This window comes from Microbacterium sp. LWS13-1.2, assembly GCF_040144835.1.
GTDB lineage: Bacteria > Actinomycetota > Actinomycetes > Actinomycetales > Microbacteriaceae > Microbacterium.
Genome location: NZ_CP151632.1, coordinates 3,185,610 through 3,205,150, shown reverse-complemented (window position 1 = coordinate 3,205,150; position 19,541 = coordinate 3,185,610). Strand labels below are relative to the sequence as shown.

14 protein-coding genes and 2 pseudogenes are annotated in these 19,541 nt (G+C 66.4%); 2 read left to right on the top strand and 14 right to left on the bottom strand.

Annotated features, from left to right (window positions below):
* Positions 1–493: 493 nt before the first annotated feature.
* Positions 494–934 (top strand): annotated as a pseudogene (locus MRBLWS13_RS14790) (hypothetical protein); the annotation flags it as partial.
* Positions 935–1,009: 75 nt separating this feature from the next.
* Here the strand turns inward: MRBLWS13_RS14790 and MRBLWS13_RS14785 are convergent.
* From MRBLWS13_RS14785 to MRBLWS13_RS14740, 10 genes are all read right to left on the bottom strand, one after another.
* Positions 1,010–2,287 carry a D-arabinono-1,4-lactone oxidase gene (locus tag MRBLWS13_RS14785; protein WP_349426093.1) on the bottom strand — a complete coding sequence of 426 codons (1,278 nt, stop codon included), beginning with the start codon at positions 2,285–2,287 and terminating at the stop codon, positions 1,010–1,012.
* Positions 2,284–3,300: a 3-hydroxyacyl-CoA dehydrogenase family protein gene (locus MRBLWS13_RS14780; protein ID WP_349426092.1), complete on the bottom strand. Its 1,017-nt coding sequence runs from the start codon at positions 3,298–3,300 to the stop codon at positions 2,284–2,286. Before MRBLWS13_RS14780 ends, MRBLWS13_RS14785 begins: the two co-directional genes overlap by 4 nt.
* On the bottom strand, positions 3,297–3,818 hold the full coding sequence (locus MRBLWS13_RS14775) for a ribose-5-phosphate isomerase (protein ID WP_349426091.1): 522 nt from the start codon (positions 3,816–3,818) through the stop codon (positions 3,297–3,299). Before MRBLWS13_RS14775 ends, MRBLWS13_RS14780 begins: the two co-directional genes overlap by 4 nt.
* Positions 3,815–5,527 carry a dihydroxyacetone kinase family protein gene (locus tag MRBLWS13_RS14770; RefSeq protein WP_349426090.1) on the bottom strand — a complete coding sequence of 571 codons (1,713 nt, stop codon included), beginning with the start codon at positions 5,525–5,527 and terminating at the stop codon, positions 3,815–3,817. Before MRBLWS13_RS14770 ends, MRBLWS13_RS14775 begins: the two co-directional genes overlap by 4 nt.
* On the bottom strand, positions 5,524–6,510 hold the full coding sequence (locus MRBLWS13_RS14765) for a sugar phosphate isomerase/epimerase family protein (protein WP_349426089.1): 987 nt from the start codon (positions 6,508–6,510) through the stop codon (positions 5,524–5,526). The genes MRBLWS13_RS14770 and MRBLWS13_RS14765 overlap by 4 nt, the downstream gene beginning before the upstream one ends.
* Positions 6,507–8,846 carry a glycoside hydrolase family 3 N-terminal domain-containing protein gene (locus MRBLWS13_RS14760; protein WP_349426088.1) on the bottom strand — a complete coding sequence of 780 codons (2,340 nt, stop codon included), beginning with the start codon at positions 8,844–8,846 and terminating at the stop codon, positions 6,507–6,509. Before MRBLWS13_RS14760 ends, MRBLWS13_RS14765 begins: the two co-directional genes overlap by 4 nt.
* 165 nt (positions 8,847–9,011) lie before the next feature.
* Positions 9,012–10,568, bottom strand: coding sequence for an alpha-L-arabinofuranosidase C-terminal domain-containing protein (locus MRBLWS13_RS14755; RefSeq protein ID WP_349426086.1), 1,557 nt, complete (start codon positions 10,566–10,568; stop codon positions 9,012–9,014).
* A gap of 68 nt (positions 10,569–10,636) precedes the next feature.
* Positions 10,637–11,461: a carbohydrate ABC transporter permease gene (locus MRBLWS13_RS14750; protein ID WP_349426085.1), complete on the bottom strand. Its 825-nt coding sequence runs from the start codon at positions 11,459–11,461 to the stop codon at positions 10,637–10,639.
* Positions 11,458–12,294 (bottom strand): sugar ABC transporter permease, encoded by an 837-nt coding sequence (locus MRBLWS13_RS14745; RefSeq protein WP_349426084.1) that lies wholly within the window; start codon positions 12,292–12,294, stop codon positions 11,458–11,460. Before MRBLWS13_RS14745 ends, MRBLWS13_RS14750 begins: the two co-directional genes overlap by 4 nt.
* A gap of 169 nt (positions 12,295–12,463) precedes the next feature.
* A complete protein-coding gene (locus tag MRBLWS13_RS14740; RefSeq protein ID WP_349426083.1) occupies positions 12,464–13,708 on the bottom strand; it encodes an ABC transporter substrate-binding protein in 1,245 nt (414 codons plus the stop codon).
* Positions 13,709–13,921: 213 nt separating this feature from the next.
* On the opposite strand from MRBLWS13_RS14740, the gene MRBLWS13_RS14735 reads away from it, so the two are divergent.
* Positions 13,922–14,965, top strand: coding sequence for a LacI family DNA-binding transcriptional regulator (locus tag MRBLWS13_RS14735; protein WP_349426082.1), 1,044 nt, complete (start codon positions 13,922–13,924; stop codon positions 14,963–14,965).
* Positions 14,966–15,200: 235 nt separating this feature from the next.
* Here MRBLWS13_RS14735 and MRBLWS13_RS14730 read toward each other — a convergent pair.
* From MRBLWS13_RS14730 to manD, 4 genes and pseudogenes are all read right to left on the bottom strand, one after another.
* Positions 15,201–16,421 (bottom strand): annotated as a pseudogene (locus MRBLWS13_RS14730) (integrase core domain-containing protein).
* A 268-nt stretch (positions 16,422–16,689) separates the two neighbouring features.
* Entirely contained in the window at positions 16,690–17,760 is a 1,071-nt protein-coding gene (locus MRBLWS13_RS14725) for a LacI family DNA-binding transcriptional regulator (RefSeq protein ID WP_349426081.1), read from the bottom strand.
* Positions 17,750–18,298, bottom strand: a complete 549-nt coding sequence (locus MRBLWS13_RS14720; RefSeq protein WP_349426080.1) for a gluconokinase — start codon at positions 18,296–18,298, stop codon at positions 17,750–17,752. Before MRBLWS13_RS14720 ends, MRBLWS13_RS14725 begins: the two co-directional genes overlap by 11 nt.
* The gene (gene manD / locus MRBLWS13_RS14715; RefSeq protein ID WP_349426079.1) at positions 18,295–19,533 is read right to left on the bottom strand and encodes a D-mannonate dehydratase ManD; all 1,239 of its coding nucleotides are present in this window, start codon (positions 19,531–19,533) and stop codon (positions 18,295–18,297) included. Before manD ends, MRBLWS13_RS14720 begins: the two co-directional genes overlap by 4 nt.
* Positions 19,534–19,541 lie beyond the last annotated feature (8 nt).

The window sequence follows — 19,541 nt, the reverse complement described above, 5'->3', positions numbered from 1 at the left end:
GAGATCTCCCGGATCACCGGCCGTCTGACGTCGCTGCAGTATGACGACCGGGAACTGCTGGTGAGTGAGTTGACGCCGAATTACTGGCGGACCCCGAACGATCCGGAACTGGCCATCCCCGACATCCGGGTGAATCGTCCCGAGCCGTCGCAGCCATGGCGGGGCGTCGGTGAGGACTGGGCCATTGAAGATGTCGAGATGAAGTCGATACCCGGTGGGGTGCGCGTCATCGTCCGAGGCACCGTCACCACAAAGGTGCCTTTCCGGCCGAGCTTTCAGATCACGACCTCATCACAGTCGATCACCTACACCGTCTACGGCAACGGCCAACTCGATGTGCTGTCGTCGACCTTTGCCCCCCGACACCGGAGCGCCCAACCCGCAGGTCATCGGCACGACTTTGACCCTCATCCCGGAGCTCAGTGCCATTTAGTGGTACGGGCGTGGGCCGCACGAATCGACAGCCGACCGTCGCACTTCTGCTTTCTTCGGCCGGTACGCCGGGTCGGTCGCCGATCAGGTCACGCGATACAGCCGCCCGCAGGACTCCGCGAACAAGGCCGACACTCGGTGGGCGGCCCTCGTCGACGACACCGGGAGCGGCGTGCTGTTCGTCGCCGGCGGCAGCATGTTCTTCAACGCTCAGCCTCACGCACCGGCAGAGCTCGCCGACCGACGGCACTGGCACGAGGTCCCCGAGTCCCGGGGAACGGTCGTCCGGGTCGACGCCGCTCAAGAGGGGATGCACGGCGGCAACTGGGATGTGGTCACCCGACCGGACAAGTACAGCAACACCCCTGCCAAGGGACCGTTCACCCATCTGTATCGCATCCTCCCCCTCCGCGGTGACCTGGCGCCAGCTGAGCTGGCGACGGCCTTCGTCGAGACCGACCTGCCCTATTCGCCGGCGGTTCCGAGACGCACAGGTGTGTGACTTCGCCTAGGGAACGTTCACGGACGGCCTCGCCCATCGGCCCCACATCACGGGGGGCCGACGGGGGCGCGAGGCTCAGAGCCCGAGCTGCGTCAGGTAGTCGTTTCGGAACACCCCGCGCGGATCGAGGCGCTCGCGCAGCGCGACGAAGTCATTCCAGCGCGGATAGAGCCGCGGCATCCGCTCCTCTGCACCATGGAGCGTGAACAGCTTGCCCCAGTGCGGGCGCGCGTCGAGCGGCTCGAGGGCCTGTTCGATGAGCGGCAGCAGTAGCTCGACGCCCGGCTGATCGGGCTTCCAGGTGAAGTGGATGCCGAGCACGTCGGTGCCGTACGCCGGCGACAGCCACAGGTCGTCGCGCGCGACGGTGCGCAGCTCACACACCTGCAGCAGCGGCGCCACGCGACCGGCGAGGTCGCGCATGGTCGCGATCGCCGCGACGGCGTTGCGCCGAGGCACGAGGAACTCCGACTGCAGTTCCTCGCCGTTGGACGGCGTGAACTCGAGCTTGAAGTGCGGCAGCCGGGCATACCACTCCCCCGGCTCGCCGAGCTGGTCGGTGCAGCTCTCGGCCGAGACGTCGGGGAGCGGATGCCTCTTGCCCGAGGCCTTCGCCGCACCCAGCACGCGCTCGGGCGGGCCGCCGGGCGCGTCTGCGCGACGCTTCACCCACAGCTGGTCGACGACCTCGGGATCGCGCCAGGTGTGGAACATCGACACGCTGTAGCCGAGGCCGGTGACGGCGTCGAGATCGTCGAGCACCGCATCCAGCGGCAGACGCTCGTACACCGTCTGCGTGACCTCGAAGGCGGGGACGAGATCGAGCTCGAGCGCGGTGACGATGCCGAGCGCCCCGAGCGAGACGATGACGCCCTCGAAGTCGGCGTCGCCGCGGCGGTACGTGCGCACCTCGCCATCCGCGGTCATGAGCTCCACGCCCGCGACGGCGGACGCGAGGGAGCCCACCGCATCGCCCGAGCCGTGGGTTCCGGTCGCGACCGCGCCGGCGAGCGAGATGTGCGGCAGCGATGCGAGGTTCGCCAGCGCCCACCCCTCACGGTGCAACGCGGGGGCGACATCGCCGTACCGCATCCCCGCCGACGCCCGGACGACGCGGCGCCCGCTGTCGATGCTCATCTCGGCGGGAAGGGCGCTCGAGACGATGTGCACGCCGTCGGTGTCGGCGATCGTATTGAAGCAGTGGCGGCTGCCGAGCGCCTTGACGCGCCCGGCCGAGCCCAGCACGTCGGCGAGCTCACCGAGAGAGCCGGGCGCGACGACGCTCGCCGCGCCGTAGACCACGTTGGAGGCCCAGTTGCGCGTCATGGCCGCCGTCGGCCCGGCGATGCTCATCGCGAAGGCTCCGCGACCGGCTCGGAAGCGGGCGCCGCGGCGGGTTCCTGGCCGGACGCCGCGGCCGGCGCGTCGAACGGCGAGGGACCGAGCTCGTCGAGGAGCTCCGTCATCTTGGCGTAGGCCCGGTTGCGGTAGGCGACCAGCTCGGGGACGCGTTTCGGGTCGATGGCGCGGAAGCCGCCGCCGGTCTTCGTGCCCAGTTCGCCGCGCTCGATGCGCTCCGAGAGGATGGCCGGGGTCGCGAAGCGCTCGGGGAAGTCGCCCTGCAGCGAGGCGTAGCAGAAGGCGTAGACGTCGAGCCCGGCCATGTCGGCGATCGCGAACGGGCCAAAGAACGGCAGGCGGAAGCCGAAGGTCGAACGCACGATCGCGTCGATGTCTTCCGGTGTCGCGACCCCTTCGTCGACGAGCTGCGTGGCTTCGTGGAAGAGCGCGTACTGCAGCCGGTTCAGCACGAATCCGGTCGCGTCCCTCACGCGGGCGCCGATCTTGCCGCTGCCGGCGACGAGTTCTTCGGTGGCGACGATCGCGCTCTCGGCGGTCGTGAGGTGCGGGATGAGCTCCACGCCGGGCACGAACGGCGCCGGATTCGAGAAATGCACGCCGAGGAAACGCTCGGGATTCTCGACGGCCTCGGCGAGCTTGGTGATCGAGATGGTCGAGGTGTTGCTGCCGATGACCGCAGTCGGATTCGCATGCGAGATGCGACGCAGCGTCGCGTGCTTGATCTCGATCCGCTCGGGCACCGCCTCTTCGATGAACTCGGCATCCGCCACCGCATCCTCGATGCTCTCCGCCGCCGAGATATTGGCAGTGATCAGCTCGGTCGCGCCCGCGGGAAAGAGTGCCTGCTCTTCGAACTCGGAGGTCTCGATACGGATGCGCTCCAGGTTGGAGGCGGCGATCTCGGCGGTGACGTCCGAGATCACGACATCGTGGCCGGCCAGCGCGAAGACCTGCGCCATGCCGCCACCCATGTAGCCACTGCCGACGACGGCGATCCGGGTCATGAGCTTGCCTCCGTGTTCTGGTCAGCGGTCTGCTGTTCCGCGGCGTTCTGGTCGGCTGCGCCGCGGTCGTACGACTCGATGGCGGCGACCTTCGACGCCGATGAAGACGCGGGGTCGAACCGGTAGCCGAGCCACTCCGAGACGAGCCGTTTGGCCAGCTCGAGGCCGATGACGCGCTGCCCCATCGTGAGCACCTGGGCGTTGTTGCTCAGCACCGAGCGCTCCACGGAGTAGCTGTCGTGCGCGGTGACGGCACGGATGCCGGGGACCTTGTTGGCCGAGATCGCCACCCCGAGCCCCGTGCCGCAGACGAGCAGCGCCCGGTCAGCGTCGCCCGCAGCCACACGTCGCGCGGCTTCGACGGCGACGTGCGGATAGTCGGTGTGCTCGTCGCCGCGGACCCCGACGTCGGAGACCGCAGCGACCCGCGGGTCGGCCTCCAGCAGGGCCTTCAGCGCCGTCTTGTACTCGTAGCCCGCATCGTCGCTTCCGACGACGATGCGCAGGGGGTCGGTCATCGAGCTTCCTTTCGCGTGGTTTCGGAGATCGCCGTGGCGATCAGCGCCAACGACGTGGCGCCGGCGTCGGGGTGTCCGAGGCTCTTCTCGGCCAGCGGACGGGCGCGGCCGAGGGCCGGCCGCAACGCAGAGGTGGCAGCGGCCGCGTCGGTCGCGGCGCGGGCGGCCGCGTCGAGCGCATCGGGGAGCGCATCGCCGGCGGCGAGGCGCTGGTCGAGGGTCCGGACGAAGGGATCGAGCGCGTCGACCATTGTCTTGTCGCCCACGCGCGCGCCGCCGCGCGAGGTCACCGCGTCGAGCGCGGCCCGCGCGGCATCGGCCACAGCGGTACACGGGTCGGCGCCCTCGCGGTCGAGAGCCCTCCCGACCGCGACGAGAATCGAGCCCCACAGCGCGCCGGAGGTGCCGCCCGCGCGCTCGCTCCATGCATCGCCGGCGGCGGCGAGCATCGCGCGCAACCCGGCGTCGGGGTCCGCCGCCTCGCCGGCCGCGTCGATGCCGGTGCGCATGCCGACGCCGTGGTCGCCGTCGCCCGCGATCGCGTCGATGCGGCCGAGCTCCGCCTCGTGCTCGTGGAGGGTCGCGCGTGCCGCGTCGAGGTATCCGAGCGCCAGGGTGGCCGCCGTTTTCGACCACTCCGACGCTTCGGGCAGCTGCTCGGCCTCGCCTGCCTCGAACACCTCGTCGCCGGCGTCCGTTGCGGCCGCGACCTCGACCGAGCCCTTGCGGTAGGCGGGCGTATACGCGGGCGCCGCCCACAGTGGCTCGAGCTCGTCGTCGAGCCAGAAGAGGGTGACGGATGCCCCGGCCATGTCGAGACTCGTCACGAGCTCGCCGACCTCGGGCTGCACGACGGTGACACCCGCGGCCTCGAGCAGTGCGGCGACATCGCCGTAGAGCACGAAGAGCTCCTCATACTTCACGGTGCCCAGGCCGTTGACGATCACAACGACGCGAGCGCCGCGCTGCTCGGGCACGTCGGCGAGGAGCGCGCCGACGAGCGTCGCGGCGAGCGTGGCGGAGTCGGTGCGCGGCACGTCGCGAATGCCGGGTTCGCCGTGGATGCCGAGGCCGATCGACATCATGCCGTCGGGGACGGTGAACAGCGGCTCGCCGGCTCCCGGGAAGGTGCAGCCGCCGAACGCGACGCCGAGGGTGCGCGTGCGGTGGTTCGCGAGCCGCGCGAGGCGTTCGACCTCGTCGATCGAGTCGCCGCGCTCGGCCGCAGCACCGGCGATCTTGAAGACGACGAAGTCGCCGGCGATGCCGCGGCGCCGATCGATCTCGTCGAGCGGTGCGCTCGCGATGTCGTCGGTGCACAGCACCGTGCGGGCATCGATGCCCTCGTCGCGCAGGCGCGCCTCGGCCTCGCCGAAGTGCAGCACGTCACCGGCGTAGTTGCCGAAGCTGAACAGCACTCCTCCGCCGCGATGCGCCGCCTTCGCGACTCGATACGCCTGCCCCGCCGACGGCGACGTGAAGATGTTGCCGCATACCGCCCCGGCAGCCATGCCGGCACCTACCACGCCGGCAAACGCCGGGTAGTGTCCCGAGCCGCCGCCAACGACGAGGGCGACCGACCCGCGGGCTGCGGGAACGGCACGCACCACGCCGCCATCCACGGCGCGAACGACATCGCCGTGTGCGGCGACGAATCCGGCGAGGGCCTGGGACACGAAATCGGCGGGGTCGTTCGCGATGCGGGTCATCGTGAACCGCCCTGCGCGTGGCGAGGCTGGCGCACCCTGCTGGTCCCGAGCGCGTAGCCCTCGCGCTTGGGCAGCACGTGCCGGCGGAGGTAATCGCGGTTGTCGGCGCACACGCTCAGCCCGTCGCCGCCGTAGTTCTCGACGCAGATGACGCCCTGGAACCCGTGCTCGATCGCGTACCGGAATGCGCGGCGGTAGTCGATCAGCCCGTACTGCATGGGCGCCGGCACCGCGAAGTACTCGCCGCGCGCGGTGTCTTCATCGCGCGCGTAGTTCTTCACGTGCCAGAAGTTGGCGTAGGGGAGCGTCTTCTCGACGAGCTGCCACCAGGGCTCGATCGGCTGGTGCAGTCGCACGAGATTGCCGATGTCGGGGTTCAGCCCGACATTGTCCAAGCCGATGCCTTCGACGAGGCGCACGGCCGAGTCGGCGGTGCCGAGGAACGTGTCCTCGTACATCTCGAGCGAGACCAGAATGCCGAGCTCGGCCGCGTGGCGGCCCAGCTCCTGCAGTCTGCTGACCGCGAGGTCCCAGTCGGCGGGGTCGTCGTGGTGGCCCTTGACCGTCCAGAACCACAGCTGCTCCTGCTGCTGCGGCGTCAGCGCCTGGTGCAGGCCGAACGACACGGTCTCGATGCCGAGGGCGGCCGCGGCATCCAGCGTCCTGTGGCTGTACGCGAGGTTCTCGGCGCCGTGGGCGTGGTCGATGACGCTGCAGCGGATCGCCGAGATCGAGGTCGGCACGACTCCCGCATCGGACGCGACGGCGGTGAGATCGCGCAGACCCGGTTCGTCCAGGTCGGCGACGCGCAGCCATGAGTCGGTGAGGTCGACGCGGTCGAAGCCCGCGTCGACGATCTCGGTCAGGGTGCGCTCCCATTCCTCGGGTCCGGCGGCCGCGATCGTGCGCCCGTCGGGCGTGCGGCCGGCGAACGGCAGGGCGGCGGCCGCGATCGGCCAGTCGTCGGCGGTGAGGCCGGTCACGCGGCATCCTCTCGTTCGATGCGGACCCCGGTCGCCAGCGCGGGATTCTGGACCGCGCGCTCCGGCCCCAGGATCATGAGGTCGGCCGACGCTGTCACGTCGGTGAGCGACAGTCCCGCCGTCAGTTGCACGACACCGGGCTCGACAATGCGGCGGCGCGCGACTCCCGTGAACGAGAAGCGATCGGCGTGCAGCTCGAACGAGACGGATGCCGAGTCCCCCGGCTCGAGCGGCACCCGGGCATAGCCCACCAGTTGCTGCACCGGACGCGTGACCTGCGCGACGGGGTCGGCGCTGTAGAGCTGCACGACGGTCGCGCCGGCGCGATCGCCCGTGTTGGTGACGGTCACCGAGGCCATGACGGTCCCGTCGTTCGGGATCTCATCCCGGTCGAGTCGGACGTCTCCGAGCTCGAACGTCGTGTACGACAGACCGTGCCCGAACGGGAAGGCAGGCGCGATCGACAGGTTGCTGATGCGATCGCCGTCCTGGCCGAGCGGCGGGGCGAGGTAGGTGTGCGGCAGCGCCCCGTTGGTGCGCGGGATCTGCACCGGCAGGTGCCCGCTGGGGTTGACCGCACCCGTGAGGACGCCCGCAATGGCCGCCGCACCCTCGACACCCGGCATGAACGACTGCACGATCGCCGCGGCCCGCTGGGTGTGCGCGCCGAGCGCGTACGGGCGACCCGACAGCACGAGCAGCACGAGGGGCTTCCCGGTCGCGAGGAGCGCGTCGACGAGGCGGCGCTGGTCGCCGGGCAGGTCGAGGGTCGGGGCGTCGGATCCCTCCCCCGACGTGCCCTTGCCGAACATCCCCGCGCGATCGCCCACGACAGCGACGACGACGTCGCTGGATGCTGCGGCCGCGACCGCGACCGCGATCTGCCGCTCATGCGCAGGCTCGATGAGCGGACACCCCTGCTCGACGACGACCTCAGCACCGGGAAGCGCCGCGCACAGTGCGTCGGGGATGGTCGTCGCGTCGATGCCGAGGCCCAGCTCGGGATGACGCGGCATCACGTGGATCGGGTAGGAGTACGCGCCCATCATCGCGCGAGGGTCGTCCGCGCACGGCCCGATCACGGCGATGCGCCGCGTGTCCTCGGCGAGGGGAAGGATGCCGCGGCGGTTGTCGAGGAGGACGATCGACTCCTCGGCGAGGCGGCGGGCGATCACCCTGTTGCGTGCGCTGTCGAGGTCCACGTCGGCGGGCTCCGCCGGAGTCCAGCCGTCGTCGAGCAGGCCGACCTCGATCTTCTGCCGCAGCACCCGCCGCACCGCGGTGTCGATGTCGTCCCGCGTGCGCGCCGGGTCGGGGTCGGCCTCGGCGAGGAGGCGGTAGGCCGCGATGTCGGGCAGTTCGACGTCGATGCCTGCGTGCAGCGCCAGGCGCCCGGCATCCGCCATCGTCCCGGCCACGCCGTGCTTGGACTTGAGGAACGCGACCGCCCAGTAATCCGACACGACAGTGCCGTCGAAGCCCCACTCGCCGCGCAGCAGGTCGGTGAGGAGCCACCGATCGGCCGCCGCGGGAACCCGGTCGAGCTCGGTGTACGAATTCATCACGCTCTTCGCGCCGCCCATGCGCACCGCCATCTCGAACGGCGGCAGCACCAGGTCGCGCAGCTCGCGCTCGCCCATCGACACCGGCGCATGGTTGCGACCGCCGCGCGAGGTGGCGTGGCCGGCGAAGTGCTTGAGGGTGGCGATGATGCCGGCGCCCTGGAGTCCCTCGACGTAGGCGGTCGCCAGCGTGCCCACGACGTACGGGTCTTCGCCAAGCGTCTCTTCGACGCGCCCCCAGCGGTAGTCCGTGACGACGTCGAGCACCGGCGAGAGACCGTGGTGCACGCCGACCGCGGCCATGTCGGAGCCGATCGCGTGGGCCATCTCGCGCACGAGCGGGGCATCGAACGTCGCCGCCCACGCCATCGAGGCCGGATACACCGTCGCCCCGAGCGTCGTGAAGCCGGTCAGGCACTCCTCGTGCACGATCGCCGGGATGCCGAGACGCGTGCTCGTGATGAGGTGCTGCTGCGACTCGTGCACCTTCGCCATACCGTCACGGGCGCTCACCGGCGTCGTGCCGAACACGCGCGTCAGATGACCGATGCCCTCGGCGCTCGCCTCGTCGAACGGCGGGCGGCCCTTCGAGAGCACGTCCTGCATGGGGGCGATGATCTGGGTCGATTCCCGCTTGTCGGCCCAGAAGCTTCCGAGTTGCGCGAGCTTCTCGGCATCCGTCATCTCCGCCAGCAGTGCCTCGACACGAGTGTCGATGTCGGTGGTGGGTTCTGCCCACACGCGTGCGGCCACGACGTCCGTCGGCTGTGTCATCCTCGACCTTCCGCGCATTTGTTCTCTATAACAACAATTCTGAATTTCAGAGTAGCGTCGTTGTACAACGTTGCCAAGTCCCGGCTCCTGGGCTCCGGGCGAGGTGCGATGGACGAAGCGGGAGACTGCATGAAGCCGGAGCTGGTGTCGAGCCAGAGCCTGTGGTCACCAACTTCCGGAATGGTCTCCTAGCGTGAGGCTGACCGTGACATAGGAGTGCGGCGGAACCTTGACCACAACCCGAGTACCGAAGTCCGACGTTCCAACTTCAAGGACGTGCTTCCGCACCGCCACCGCTTCGGGTTGCTCGAAAGTGTTGCGAGCGTGGGGCGAGTCCCCGGTGAGGATGGATGCCTCAGCGGATGCCACCTTACGTCCGCGCAGGTCGAGCTCGACGGTTGCGGGGGTTACGGCGTCAAGGTTGCTAAGCGAAACAAGTGCCTTCCCGTCCTTGGTCGATGCCGACGCCGAGATCGTCCGCAACTCTTTGTCCCCGACGATCCGACGAGCTGTGTCCGACTCCAAATGCACGCGGAGCGATGCCGCGTCGTGGTGGGCAACGTTCATAGCAAACACGTGATAGGTCGGGGTAAGAATCATCGAGTTCGTCTCAGGGTCAGTGAGCACCATCGCCTGCAAGACGTTCACAGTCTGTGCGATGTTCGCCATGACCAATCGCTCAGCGTTCGCGTGAAACCCATCGAAGTGAACACTCGCGACCAGAGCGTCGCGCATCGTGTTCTGCTGGTACAGGAAGCCCGGGTTCGTGCCTTCTTCTGTGCCGTGCCATGTTCCCCACTCGTCGAACACCAACCCAATGGTCTTGGCGGGGTCGTAGACGTCCATGACGGCGGAGTGTCGGCGAATGATCTCCTCAGCGCGCTGCGCCTCAACCATCGTGGAGTAGTACTCGTCAAGAGTGAAGTCGACGGCGCTTCCTACGGAATCCCGGGGCACGGGAATTGTGTAGAAGTGGAACGAGATCGCCTGGTAGGGACTGTTCGGGCCATCCCCGCAGCCGTTACAGCTGATCGATTTCATCAGCGTCTCCGTCCACGAGTAGTCGTCGTCACGTGCTCCGGCCGCAATCCTGTAGAGCTTGTTATCTCCGTGGTCTCGCAGGTACGTCGCGTACTGGCGTGCGAGGTCTGCGTAGTGTTCGTCACGCATGCGGCCGCCACATCCCCAGGCTTCATTTCCGATGCCCCAGAAGGGGATCCTCCATGCCTCGTCGCGCCCGTGGGAGCGCCGCAGGCTTGCCATGGGTGAGTCGTCATCGCGCGTCAGATACTCGACCCATTCGCTCATCTCGCGAACGGTTCCCGAGCCGACGTTGCCGTTGACGTAGGGCGCGGCGCCGAGCAGATCGCAGAGGTCAAGGAATTCGTGTGTACCGAACGAATTGTCCTCGACCACGTCACCCCAGTGGGAGTTGACCATTCGAGGTCGCTCCCCGCGAGGCCCGATGCCGTCCCTCCAGTGATATTCGTCCGCGAAACACCCTCCCGGCCAGCGCAGGTTGGGAATGCGAATCTGCTTGAGCGCCTCCACGATGTCGAGTCGGATGCCTCGAACGTTGGGGACCTCAGAGTCCTCGCCGACCCAGAATCCCCCGTAGATGCAGCGTCCGAGGTGCTCGGCGAAGTGGCCGTAGAGGTGGCGACTGATTGTCGGTCCGGTCACATCCAGGTCGATGACGGCGCGGGTGTGAGTAGTTGTCATGATCTTGTGTCCTTGCGGTCGTGATGTGCGGCGAGCTACGGTGAGGCGGTTCCGGTCGTGGGCGTCGATCAGCCCTTCGTCGAGCCGGCGAGTAGCCCGCTCACAATGTGGCGCTGAGCGAAGATGAAGAAGATCACCATCGGGATGAGGGCGATGACAGTAAGGGTCATGAACGACGGCCAATCCGTCGCGAACTCTCCCACTGACGAATAGATCTGCTGCACGATGGTCTGCTTGCTGGGGGAGGAGATGAAGACCGTCGGGAAGACGAAGTCGTTCCACACCCACATCGTTTGAAAAACGCCAACCGTCACGAGTATTGGTCGAATCAGCGGCAAGACGATCGACCAAAAGATGCGAGTAGGCCCCGCACCATCGATCCGCGCGGCCTCGATCACCTCAAAGGGAAGAGTTCGCATATAACCCTGAATGAGGAAGTAACAGAAGACCGAACCTGCGGTGTACATCGCCACGAGTCCATTGAGGTCATCGACGAGTCCAGCTCCGACGAGGATCCGGTAGAGCGGAATCAGCGTCGATTGGGCGGGAACGACAAACGCAAAGAGCAGTGCTGCTTCCAGAACTCGGTTGAACGTGGAGCGCCGCATGACCATGGCGTACGCGGCCATGGCCCCTATAAGTAGTTGCACGGTCACAGCGACTGCCGTGACATAAAGCGTGTTGCCGAAGCTCTGCGCAAGGGGAACTTCGCGGACAACGTCGATGTAATTGCCGAGGTAGAAGGACTGCGGCAATGCGAGTGGGTTCTCAACGACCTCGCGTTGCGTCTTGAAGGTGTTGACAAAGACGTAATACAGCGGAAACCCGACGATGCATGCCAACAACAGCATGATCACCGAACGAAGGATGCGGCGTTGTTTCTTGATCCTCACGACGCCCTCCTCTCCAGGTGGCGCATAAGGGCGAGTTGCGACATCGCGAGGATCGCGACAATCACGGTGAAGACAACCGCGAGAGCTGAAGCGAGACCATAGCGACCCTGCCCAACGCCGGTGATGATGATGGACTGGGTGATCGTGCGGGTAGCGAATCCGGGTCCCCCGCCAGTGAGCGCAAATGGAAGGTCAAAGATCTTGAGTCCATGCGTCAGAAGCAAGAACTGGCTGATCACGACCGCCGGAGTTAGCAGCGGAAGAGTGATCCCCCAGAACTGTTGCCAGCTGGTGGCCCCGTCGATCATGGAGACCTCGTAGTACTCGGCGGGGATCGATTGCAGGTACGCAAGGTACAGAACTGCATGCCAGCCAGCCAGCCCCCATATCCCGACCATAATGACCGAGAACTGGGCCAGCGCCGGGTCCGCGAGCCAAGGGAATGGCCCGACACCCGCGACCGTGTTGAGGATGCTGTTCAGGGCACCCGTGCCCAGTGGAGACAAGATGTACGTCCACACCAGACCCAAAACGAGCATGCTGGGCACTGCAGGGAAGAAGAACACAGAGCGCGCGAAATTGCGGCCGAAGAACGGACGATTGAGGGCAACAGCGAGCGGAATGGCAATAACAGTCACCCCGAGCGTAGTGCCGATCGCAAAGAGGAGCGTGAAACTCAATCCAGCCAGTAGGGATTGGTCGGTGAACAGAGTCATGTAGTTCGCCCAGCCGATGAACTCAGACTCGGTGGAGTATCCATTGAAGTCGGTGAAGCTCCAATAGACCGATTGAGCCAACGGCACAACGAACAGCACCATGAAGGCGATGATCATCGGCACAAGGAATGCCTGACTGATCGTGACCTGACGCCAACCGCCGCCTAACGACCGACGCCTTCTGGGAGCCGTGCTGGTGAGCCTCGGCGCACGCACCTGCGACATTGCGAACCTTTCCCCGGAATGACCGAGGGGTGCGAATCAATCCACACCCCTCGGCGACAAATCAAGAGCCGGCTGCCAGCCTGGCATCGAGTGCCTGGGTGAACTGCTGTGGGGTGATTGTCCCGGCGACCAGCAACTGCACCTGCGCGATGGCCTCTTGGTTGAGGGCATCTTCGTCGCGTTGCCACGCGATCTGCGGAAGGTAGAGGTTGCCGGCACGGATGTCAGGCACGACCGGGTCCAAGGCCGCATCGAGCGTTGGCTCGAAGTCAGCGGTCACGGTGATCTGGCCGCTGGCCTCCGAGAACACCTGAGCGCCCTCTGCCGACGCCAACCAAGTGAGGAAGACCTTCGCCGCATCAACGTGCTCCGATGCAGCGTTGATCGCAAAAGCGGGGCTTGCGGCCCCGGCCAGATAGGGCTCAAGTCCCGTGACCGCAGGAACCTTCACCACCTCGAAGTCCAGCTCAGGTCCACCGGCCTCTCGCGCCGCCGCCATGATCCACGGACGACCGATGGTCATCGCAACACGGCCAGCGTAGAACTCGTTCTGGGCCTCGTCACGCGACAGACCGACGACGTCGCGCGTTACCCCGCCTTCCGAGTACAAGCGCACATACTCTTCGACTATCGGAGTCCATTGCTCCTCAAAAGATGAACCGCCACCGAAGATCTCGTCATCCATCGCTCCATCGATCGACGCATTGTGTGCACCGAGCATTGCACCCAGAACAATCGGAAGTCCGTCGATGGCCTCGTAGAACGGGGTGATCCCCGCTGCCTGGAGCTCTTCACACAGAACGAGGAACTCGTCCCACGTGTCGGGCGGCCCGTCATACCCGACCTCGGCGAGTAGATCTTTGTTGTACATCACTCCTGCACCCCACGAGGCAAGCGACAGTCCGTACACCGCCCCATCACGTCCGTAGGTTGTCCGATTGAACTCGGGGACCTTTGCGGTGAACTCGTCGTCAGCCAGGTCGAGAGTGAAGCCACCGTCGATCAATTGGGTCTTGTTCTCTGCCGCCATCATGAACACGTCCGGCGCGGTTCCCGAAAGAAGTCGGGTCTGGAGTGCGGTGATGTACTCCTGCACCGGTGGCGCGTACGAGACCTCGACTGTGATTTCCGGATGCGCCTCCTCAAAAGCGGCAATGATCGGCGTCATGACCTCTTGGTTCTCCCATGACAGGTAACTGATCGTGGTCTGCGCCTCGTCCGTTCCCTCGGTGCTCGCGGTGCAGCCCGAGATCGCAAGCGTGCAGGCCACGATGGCAGCCGCGGCGACAACTGCTGTGTGTCTCATTCACTTCTCCTTTGATCGTGATGACAGGTGATGACTCTGCGCGTAGGCCACCCTTTCAAGATCCGATCAGCAGCGGACTCAACGAAGCAGAACCCGCAGGTCCACACCTCTATGACTTTCCGGAAATTTTCGTTTCTTGGCTTCCACAAGCTTGCTGGAAGTTGCGGTTGCTGTCAATCACTATTTCCCGAAATTTTCTGCTACTCTCGCTCTGTGTCCAGTACAGGAAACTCCCAGGCGATGGAATCTCCGCGAAAGACGATCCTGGATGTCGCACATGCGGCCGGCGTGTCGGTAGCGACCGTCTCGAAAGTACTCACCGGGCGGCACCGAGTCTCAGATGAGATCCGCGGTCGGGTCGAGGACGCGGTGCAACAGGTCGGCTACGTGCGGCGCACCACGCAGATGGCGGGTTCGCGCGACGAACTCATCCAGCTCGTTGTCAAGTCGCTGCGAAGCCCGTTCCTTCTCGGCCTCCTCGATGGGGTTCAGGCGAGCGCAAGCCGAGCGGGCGCCAGCTTGTTGGTGACCAACTCATCCGTTGGAGACCCGAATGCTTGGCGACGGATTCATCGCGACTACCCCGCGGCGCTTGTCGGCTCTATCGTTGTGTCCCCTGACGAGGCCGTGCATGAGGCAGTCATGAATGTCGGCTCGAGCCGACCCGTGGTGCTCATCGAACCACGTCTCCCGTCGCTCGACGGCTTCCCGACGGTCAGCACGGCGAACTGGAGCGGCGCACTCAAAGCAATGGAGCATCTTCTTGACCTCGGTCACCGTCGGATCGGAATGATCGCGGGTGGCGCCAATTCGCTCTTCAGCAAGGCGCGGCACGGTGCGTACCTGGCAGCACTGAACGCGGCGGGAATCGAGACGAATGCGACACTACAAGCGCACGGGGACTTCACCGTCACATCTGGTGAGCGGCTGGGTCGAGTCATGCTGGATCTACCCAAGCCACCCACCGCCATCTTCGCCGGGAACGACGAACAAGCGCTCGGGGTGTTGAAGGCAGCGCGGGAACGTGGAATCCAGGTGCCAGACGACCTGAGCGTCGTCGGATTCGATGACGTCCCCGAGTCAGTGTGGACATACCCAGCACTCACGACTGTTCGCCAGCCGCTCGCCGAGATGTCTCGCCTCGCGGTTCAAATGCTCTCTGCCACACGCAATGATGGCCGCCCCGCCAGAAGTGTCGAGGTCGCCACCGATCTGATCATCAGGCAATCGACCGCGCCCCCGGGTCATCGTCCATAGGTGCGGACACGTCACGGTGTCGTCAGTCCCCTCCGCGCAGAACGTCGTCACCGACCCGCGCGGCGCGTCGGTCGGCCACTGTGCGATCGCGAGACGGACACGGGGATCGACAGGCTCAGCGCGGCTCATCCCTCACAAATAGAGGAGAAGTGACGCCACCAACGAACCCCGAAGTGTCACCGATGTCCTGGTACAGGTTCGTGTGATGTCTCAGGACATCGGTGACAGTTCTGCATCAGGACATCGGTGACACTTCATGTCTCAGGACATCGGTGACAGTGGGAGGGTTCGAGGGCGTGGTCCGCGCGGGTTGCCGCTGCCGACGTACTCGGTCCCGGGTGTCGGCCATGCGTGCTCGATGATGAAGGTGCCGCGGGCGTCGAAGATCGTCAGCGTGTTGTCGTCGTAGATCACGTGCGCGAGCTGGCCGGCCAGCGCGCGGCTGGTCTGGAACTTGGTGCCGCGCGCGTAGATCGTGCCGTTGTCCCCGATGCGGGTGACGCGGATCTCGTCATCGACTCGATGGTGCGGGGCTGGTGCGGGTTGCCCCAGCAGCTGCAGGGCATGACGCTCGGCGTCCGGCTTGGGCCTGGGCGGAGTGGCCTTCGGCGTTGCGTTCCACGCCTGTTGCGGCGTGATCCGGCCGGGAAGTGCCTGGTGTGGTCGTTCGGTGTTGTAGATCACGTCGAACCGGTCGATCTGCTCCTGCAGTTGGGCGAGCGTGCCGGCGAGGGACTGCTTGTCGAGGTAGCGGAACAAGGTCTGGTGGAACCTCTCGTTCTTGCCTTGCGTGGTCGGCCGGTAGGGCTTGCCAGTGATCGGTTCGACACCGAGCGCGGTGACGTGCGCGACGAGCTGCCCGACCACGCCGCGACGCGACGGGTTGAACGCCAGGCCGTTATCGGTGAGCAGCCGTTGCGGCACCCCGTGCGCGGCCACGCCCTTGTCGAACACCACGATCGCGTCGCCGGAGTTCTCGCTCCAGGCGACGTGGGATGCGACCGCATAGCGGGCATGGTCGTCCGAGAGCTGGAAGATCACGCACCGCCGACCGCCGGCCAGGACATACTCTGCGGCGTCGAGCTGCCAGCACGCGTTCGGCGCCGGATATACGAACCGGCGGAACGCGGCCCGCGGCTTCTTCTTTGGCCTCTGCCCGCGCCACCCCGGTCTGGCGGAAGATCCGCGCCAGCGACGCGATCGAGGGCGCCTCCATCCCGAGCGCGAGCATCTTGTCGTGCACGCTGATCGGTCCGTGATCCAGACCCGACGACTCCAACGCAGCTCGCACCGCGAGCGCCTGGGTCTTTGCGTCGTCGGTGATCTGCGTCGGACTGTTCCTCGGGCACCGCGAGCGGGGCTCGAGCGCCGCGGCCTGCCCCTCCTCAACCGCCCGTTTGCGGATCGCATAGAACGTCTTCCGCGAGATCCCGTGCTCGACGCAGAACGTCGCCACCGACCCGCGCGGCGCGTCCGGCGGCCACTGCGCGATCGCCACACGGACACGAGGATCAACAGGCTCAACCGGGCTCATCCCTCACAGATAGAGCCGAGAACTGTCACCACCAACGACCGCCGAAGCGTCACCGATGTGTTGACCCACAACCGTTACCGATGTCCTGAGACATGACACGCCCATTCCGGGGCAGAGCGAAAGCCCCGCGATCCCAGTGTTTCCAACGGTTCGGGGGCTTCTAAGCTGGCGGTGACGGTGGTGTCGGGTTTCAGGACATCGTTGACAGCTGATCGCGCGGACCTGCGTCTCTCTTGAGCGCCGGGCTGCTCGCGGTCGAACCACGAACGACGAGTTGAGTCGACAACAACTCCTCCTCCACGCTCGCCTCGTCGCCACGCAGCTGCGCAAGAAGGTGCGACGTCGCACGCTTTCCCGCGAGCTCGAGCTGGCTGCGAACGGTGGTCAGGGCGGGGACGATCAGCTCGCTGCCGAAGATATCGTCGAATCCCGCGATGCTCAGTTCATCGGGAACCTGAATGCCGGCATCTGCAAGACCTTGCATCAGTCCGATCGCGATGAGGTCGTTGAACGCAACGACAGCGGTCGCGTTCGCCGCGCGCACCCGGCGGATCGCTGCGCGGCCGCCATCAATGGTCGGCGCGTTCGGTCCGATCTCGACAACCGCAATCCCCCGCTGCTCGGACTGCTCCAGCAGATGCTCCCAGCGCCGTGCGCTCACCCACGAGGTCGCGGGGCCTGAAAGATACGCGATGGATTGGTGGCCGAGGTCGAAGAGGTGATCCAAGAGAGCTGCGACTCCCTCCTTCACGTCCGGGAGGATGGCCGCGACACCGTCCACGGCGCGGTTGATGAGCACGAGCGGCTTCTGTCGCGCGAGCTCAGCGATGACGGGGTTCGCGAGGCGCGTCGTGGCGAGAATCACGCCGTCGACGCTCGGCAGGAGGCGCCGAACGGCTTCAGTCTCTGCCTCCCCAGACTCTTGCGACTCGGCGATGACAAGCGTGTATCCCCCCGCGCTGGCGGCCTGCTCGGCCCCGCGAACGATATCGAAGATCACGGGGTTGGTGATGTCGGCCACGACAAGCGCGAGCGTATGGGTTCTTCCGGTGTGCAACGCGCGGGCCACCGGGTTGATGCGGAAGTTCAGCTGCTCGGCGGCCGCGCGAATGCGCGTCTCGGTGGCGGCACTGATGCGCCCTGGTTTGCCGAGCGCACGTGACACCGTAGACGGACTCACCCCTGCCAGCTCGGCGACATCGTAGATCGTGGCCGCACCGCCTTTCCGGCTCGTACGGTCCGCCCCCACGTCACTCGCCATGCAACTCCATCCACCTGCGTGCCTTCTCGACAATACTGGGCACCGGCGCAGCGATGTCGATCTCGACGCCGGCCTCATCCGCCGCGAGCGGCTCTAGCAATGCGAGCTGCGACGCGAGCAGGGTCGCCGGCATGAAGTGACCGGTGCGGGCCTTGGCGCGGTCCACTAACAACTCGGGGGTTCCGGTGAGGTGCACGAAGACTGCGTGCGGCGCCTGTGAGCGAAGGCGATCGCGATACGCGCGGCGTAGCCCCGAGCACGCCACGATAATTCCGCCAGCGGCCGCGCCGAGCGCGAGTTCCTCTGCGACGCGGTCGAGCCAGGGCCACCGATCGTCGTCGGTGAGCGCGCGCCCCGATGCCATCTTCGCCACGTTCGCCGCCGGGTGAAGATCGTCCGCATCCAACCAGTCGATGCCGAGCGAGGTTGACAGACCGGCAGCGACGCTTGATTTGCCCGACGCGGACACTCCCATCACCACGATGGCGGGTGCCGTCGCGTCGCCATCTGGTGCGAGCATCCGGGTCTTTCCGCTCACCAGTCGTGCACGGTGCCGTCGAGCAGGCGGTTGTACGGCAGGTAGGCCTGCGCGTAGGGGTACTTGCCGGCTTCATCGACGTTGAGCTCGACACCGAGACCGGGGTTGTCGCCGGGGTGCAGGTAGCCGTCGGTCCAGGTGAACGACTGCTGGAACACCTGGTCGGTCTTGGCACCGTGCCTCATGTACTCCTGGATGCCGAAGTTGTGGATCGACAGCCCGAGGTGCATCGCCGCGGCCATTCCCACCGGCGAGATGTCGGTCGGCCCGTGCATGCCCGACTTGATCTGGTACATCGCGGCGTAGTCGAGCGTCTTCTTCAGCGACGTGATGCCGCCCATGTGGGTGACGGCCCCGCGGACGTAGTCGATGAGCTGGTCGCGGATGATGTCTTTGAAGTCCCAGATCGTGTTGAAGATCTCGCCGATCGCGAGCGGCGTCGTGGTGTGCTGGCGCACCAGGCGAAGAGCCTCCTGGTTCTCGGCCGGCGTGCAATCCTCCAGCCAGAACAGGTCGTACGGCTCCAGGTCCTTGCCGAGCCGCGCCGCCTGGATCGGCGTCATCCGGTGATGACCGTCGTGCAGCAGCGGGATGTCGGGGCCGAACTCATTGCGGACGGCCTCGAACACGCCCGGCAGGTGGTTGAGGTAGGCGCGGGTGTCCCAGTCCTCTTCGACGGGCTTCGCGCCGCGGCGCGCCGGCTCGTGGTCGTAGCGGACCGTCGCGTCACCGACGTCGGCGCCCTGCGCGGCGATGCCGTAGATCGCCTTCAGCGTCGGGACACCGGTCTGCACCCGGATGGCCTTGTAGCCCTGCTCCTGGTGGGAGCGGATCGAGTCGAACAGCTCGGGCAGCTCCTTGCCGGACGCGTGCCCGTACGCCATCAGGCCGTTGCGCGAAGCGCCGCCGAGCAGCTGGTACACCGGCATCCCGGCCGCCTTGCCCTTGATGTCCCAGAGCGCCATGTCGACCGAGGCGATCGCCGCCATCGTGACCGGGCCCCGCCGCCAGTACGCCGAGCGGTACAGGAACTGCCAAGTGTCCTCGATCCGCGACGCATCGGCACCGATCAGCAGCGGCACCACGTGCTCGGTCAGGTAGGTGACCACGGCCAGCTCACGACCATTCAGGGTCGCGTCGCCGAGCCCGGTGAATCCATCGTCGGTCGTGAGCTTGAGCGTGACGAAGTTGCGGTCGGGGCTGGTCACGATGACTTCTGCCTTTTCGATGATCATTTCTGTGC

Excerpts from the sequence above, each read along its gene's own strand:
- manD (WP_349426079.1), bottom strand. The coding sequence starts at position 19,533 with ATGATCATCGAAAAGGCAGAAGTCATCGTGACCAGCCCCGACCGCAAC.
- MRBLWS13_RS14770 (WP_349426090.1), bottom strand. The coding sequence starts at position 5,527 with ATGACCCGCATCGCGAACGACCCCGCCGATTTCGTGTCCCAGGCCCTC.
- MRBLWS13_RS14740 (WP_349426083.1), bottom strand. The coding sequence starts at position 13,708 with ATGAGACACACAGCAGTTGTCGCCGCGGCTGCCATCGTGGCCTGCACG.
- MRBLWS13_RS14780 (WP_349426092.1), bottom strand. The coding sequence starts at position 3,300 with ATGACCCGGATCGCCGTCGTCGGCAGTGGCTACATGGGTGGCGGCATG.
- MRBLWS13_RS14785 (WP_349426093.1), bottom strand. The coding sequence starts at position 2,287 with ATGAGCATCGCCGGGCCGACGGCGGCCATGACGCGCAACTGGGCCTCC.
- MRBLWS13_RS14775 (WP_349426091.1), bottom strand. The coding sequence starts at position 3,818 with ATGACCGACCCCCTGCGCATCGTCGTCGGAAGCGACGATGCGGGCTAC.
- MRBLWS13_RS14760 (WP_349426088.1), bottom strand. The coding sequence starts at position 8,846 with ATGACACAGCCGACGGACGTCGTGGCCGCACGCGTGTGGGCAGAACCC.
- MRBLWS13_RS14725 (WP_349426081.1), bottom strand. The coding sequence starts at position 17,760 with ATGGCGAGTGACGTGGGGGCGGACCGTACGAGCCGGAAAGGCGGTGCG.
- MRBLWS13_RS14745 (WP_349426084.1), bottom strand. The coding sequence starts at position 12,294 with ATGATCATCGCCTTCATGGTGCTGTTCGTTGTGCCGTTGGCTCAATCG.
- MRBLWS13_RS14755 (WP_349426086.1), bottom strand. The coding sequence starts at position 10,568 with ATGACAACTACTCACACCCGCGCCGTCATCGACCTGGATGTGACCGGA.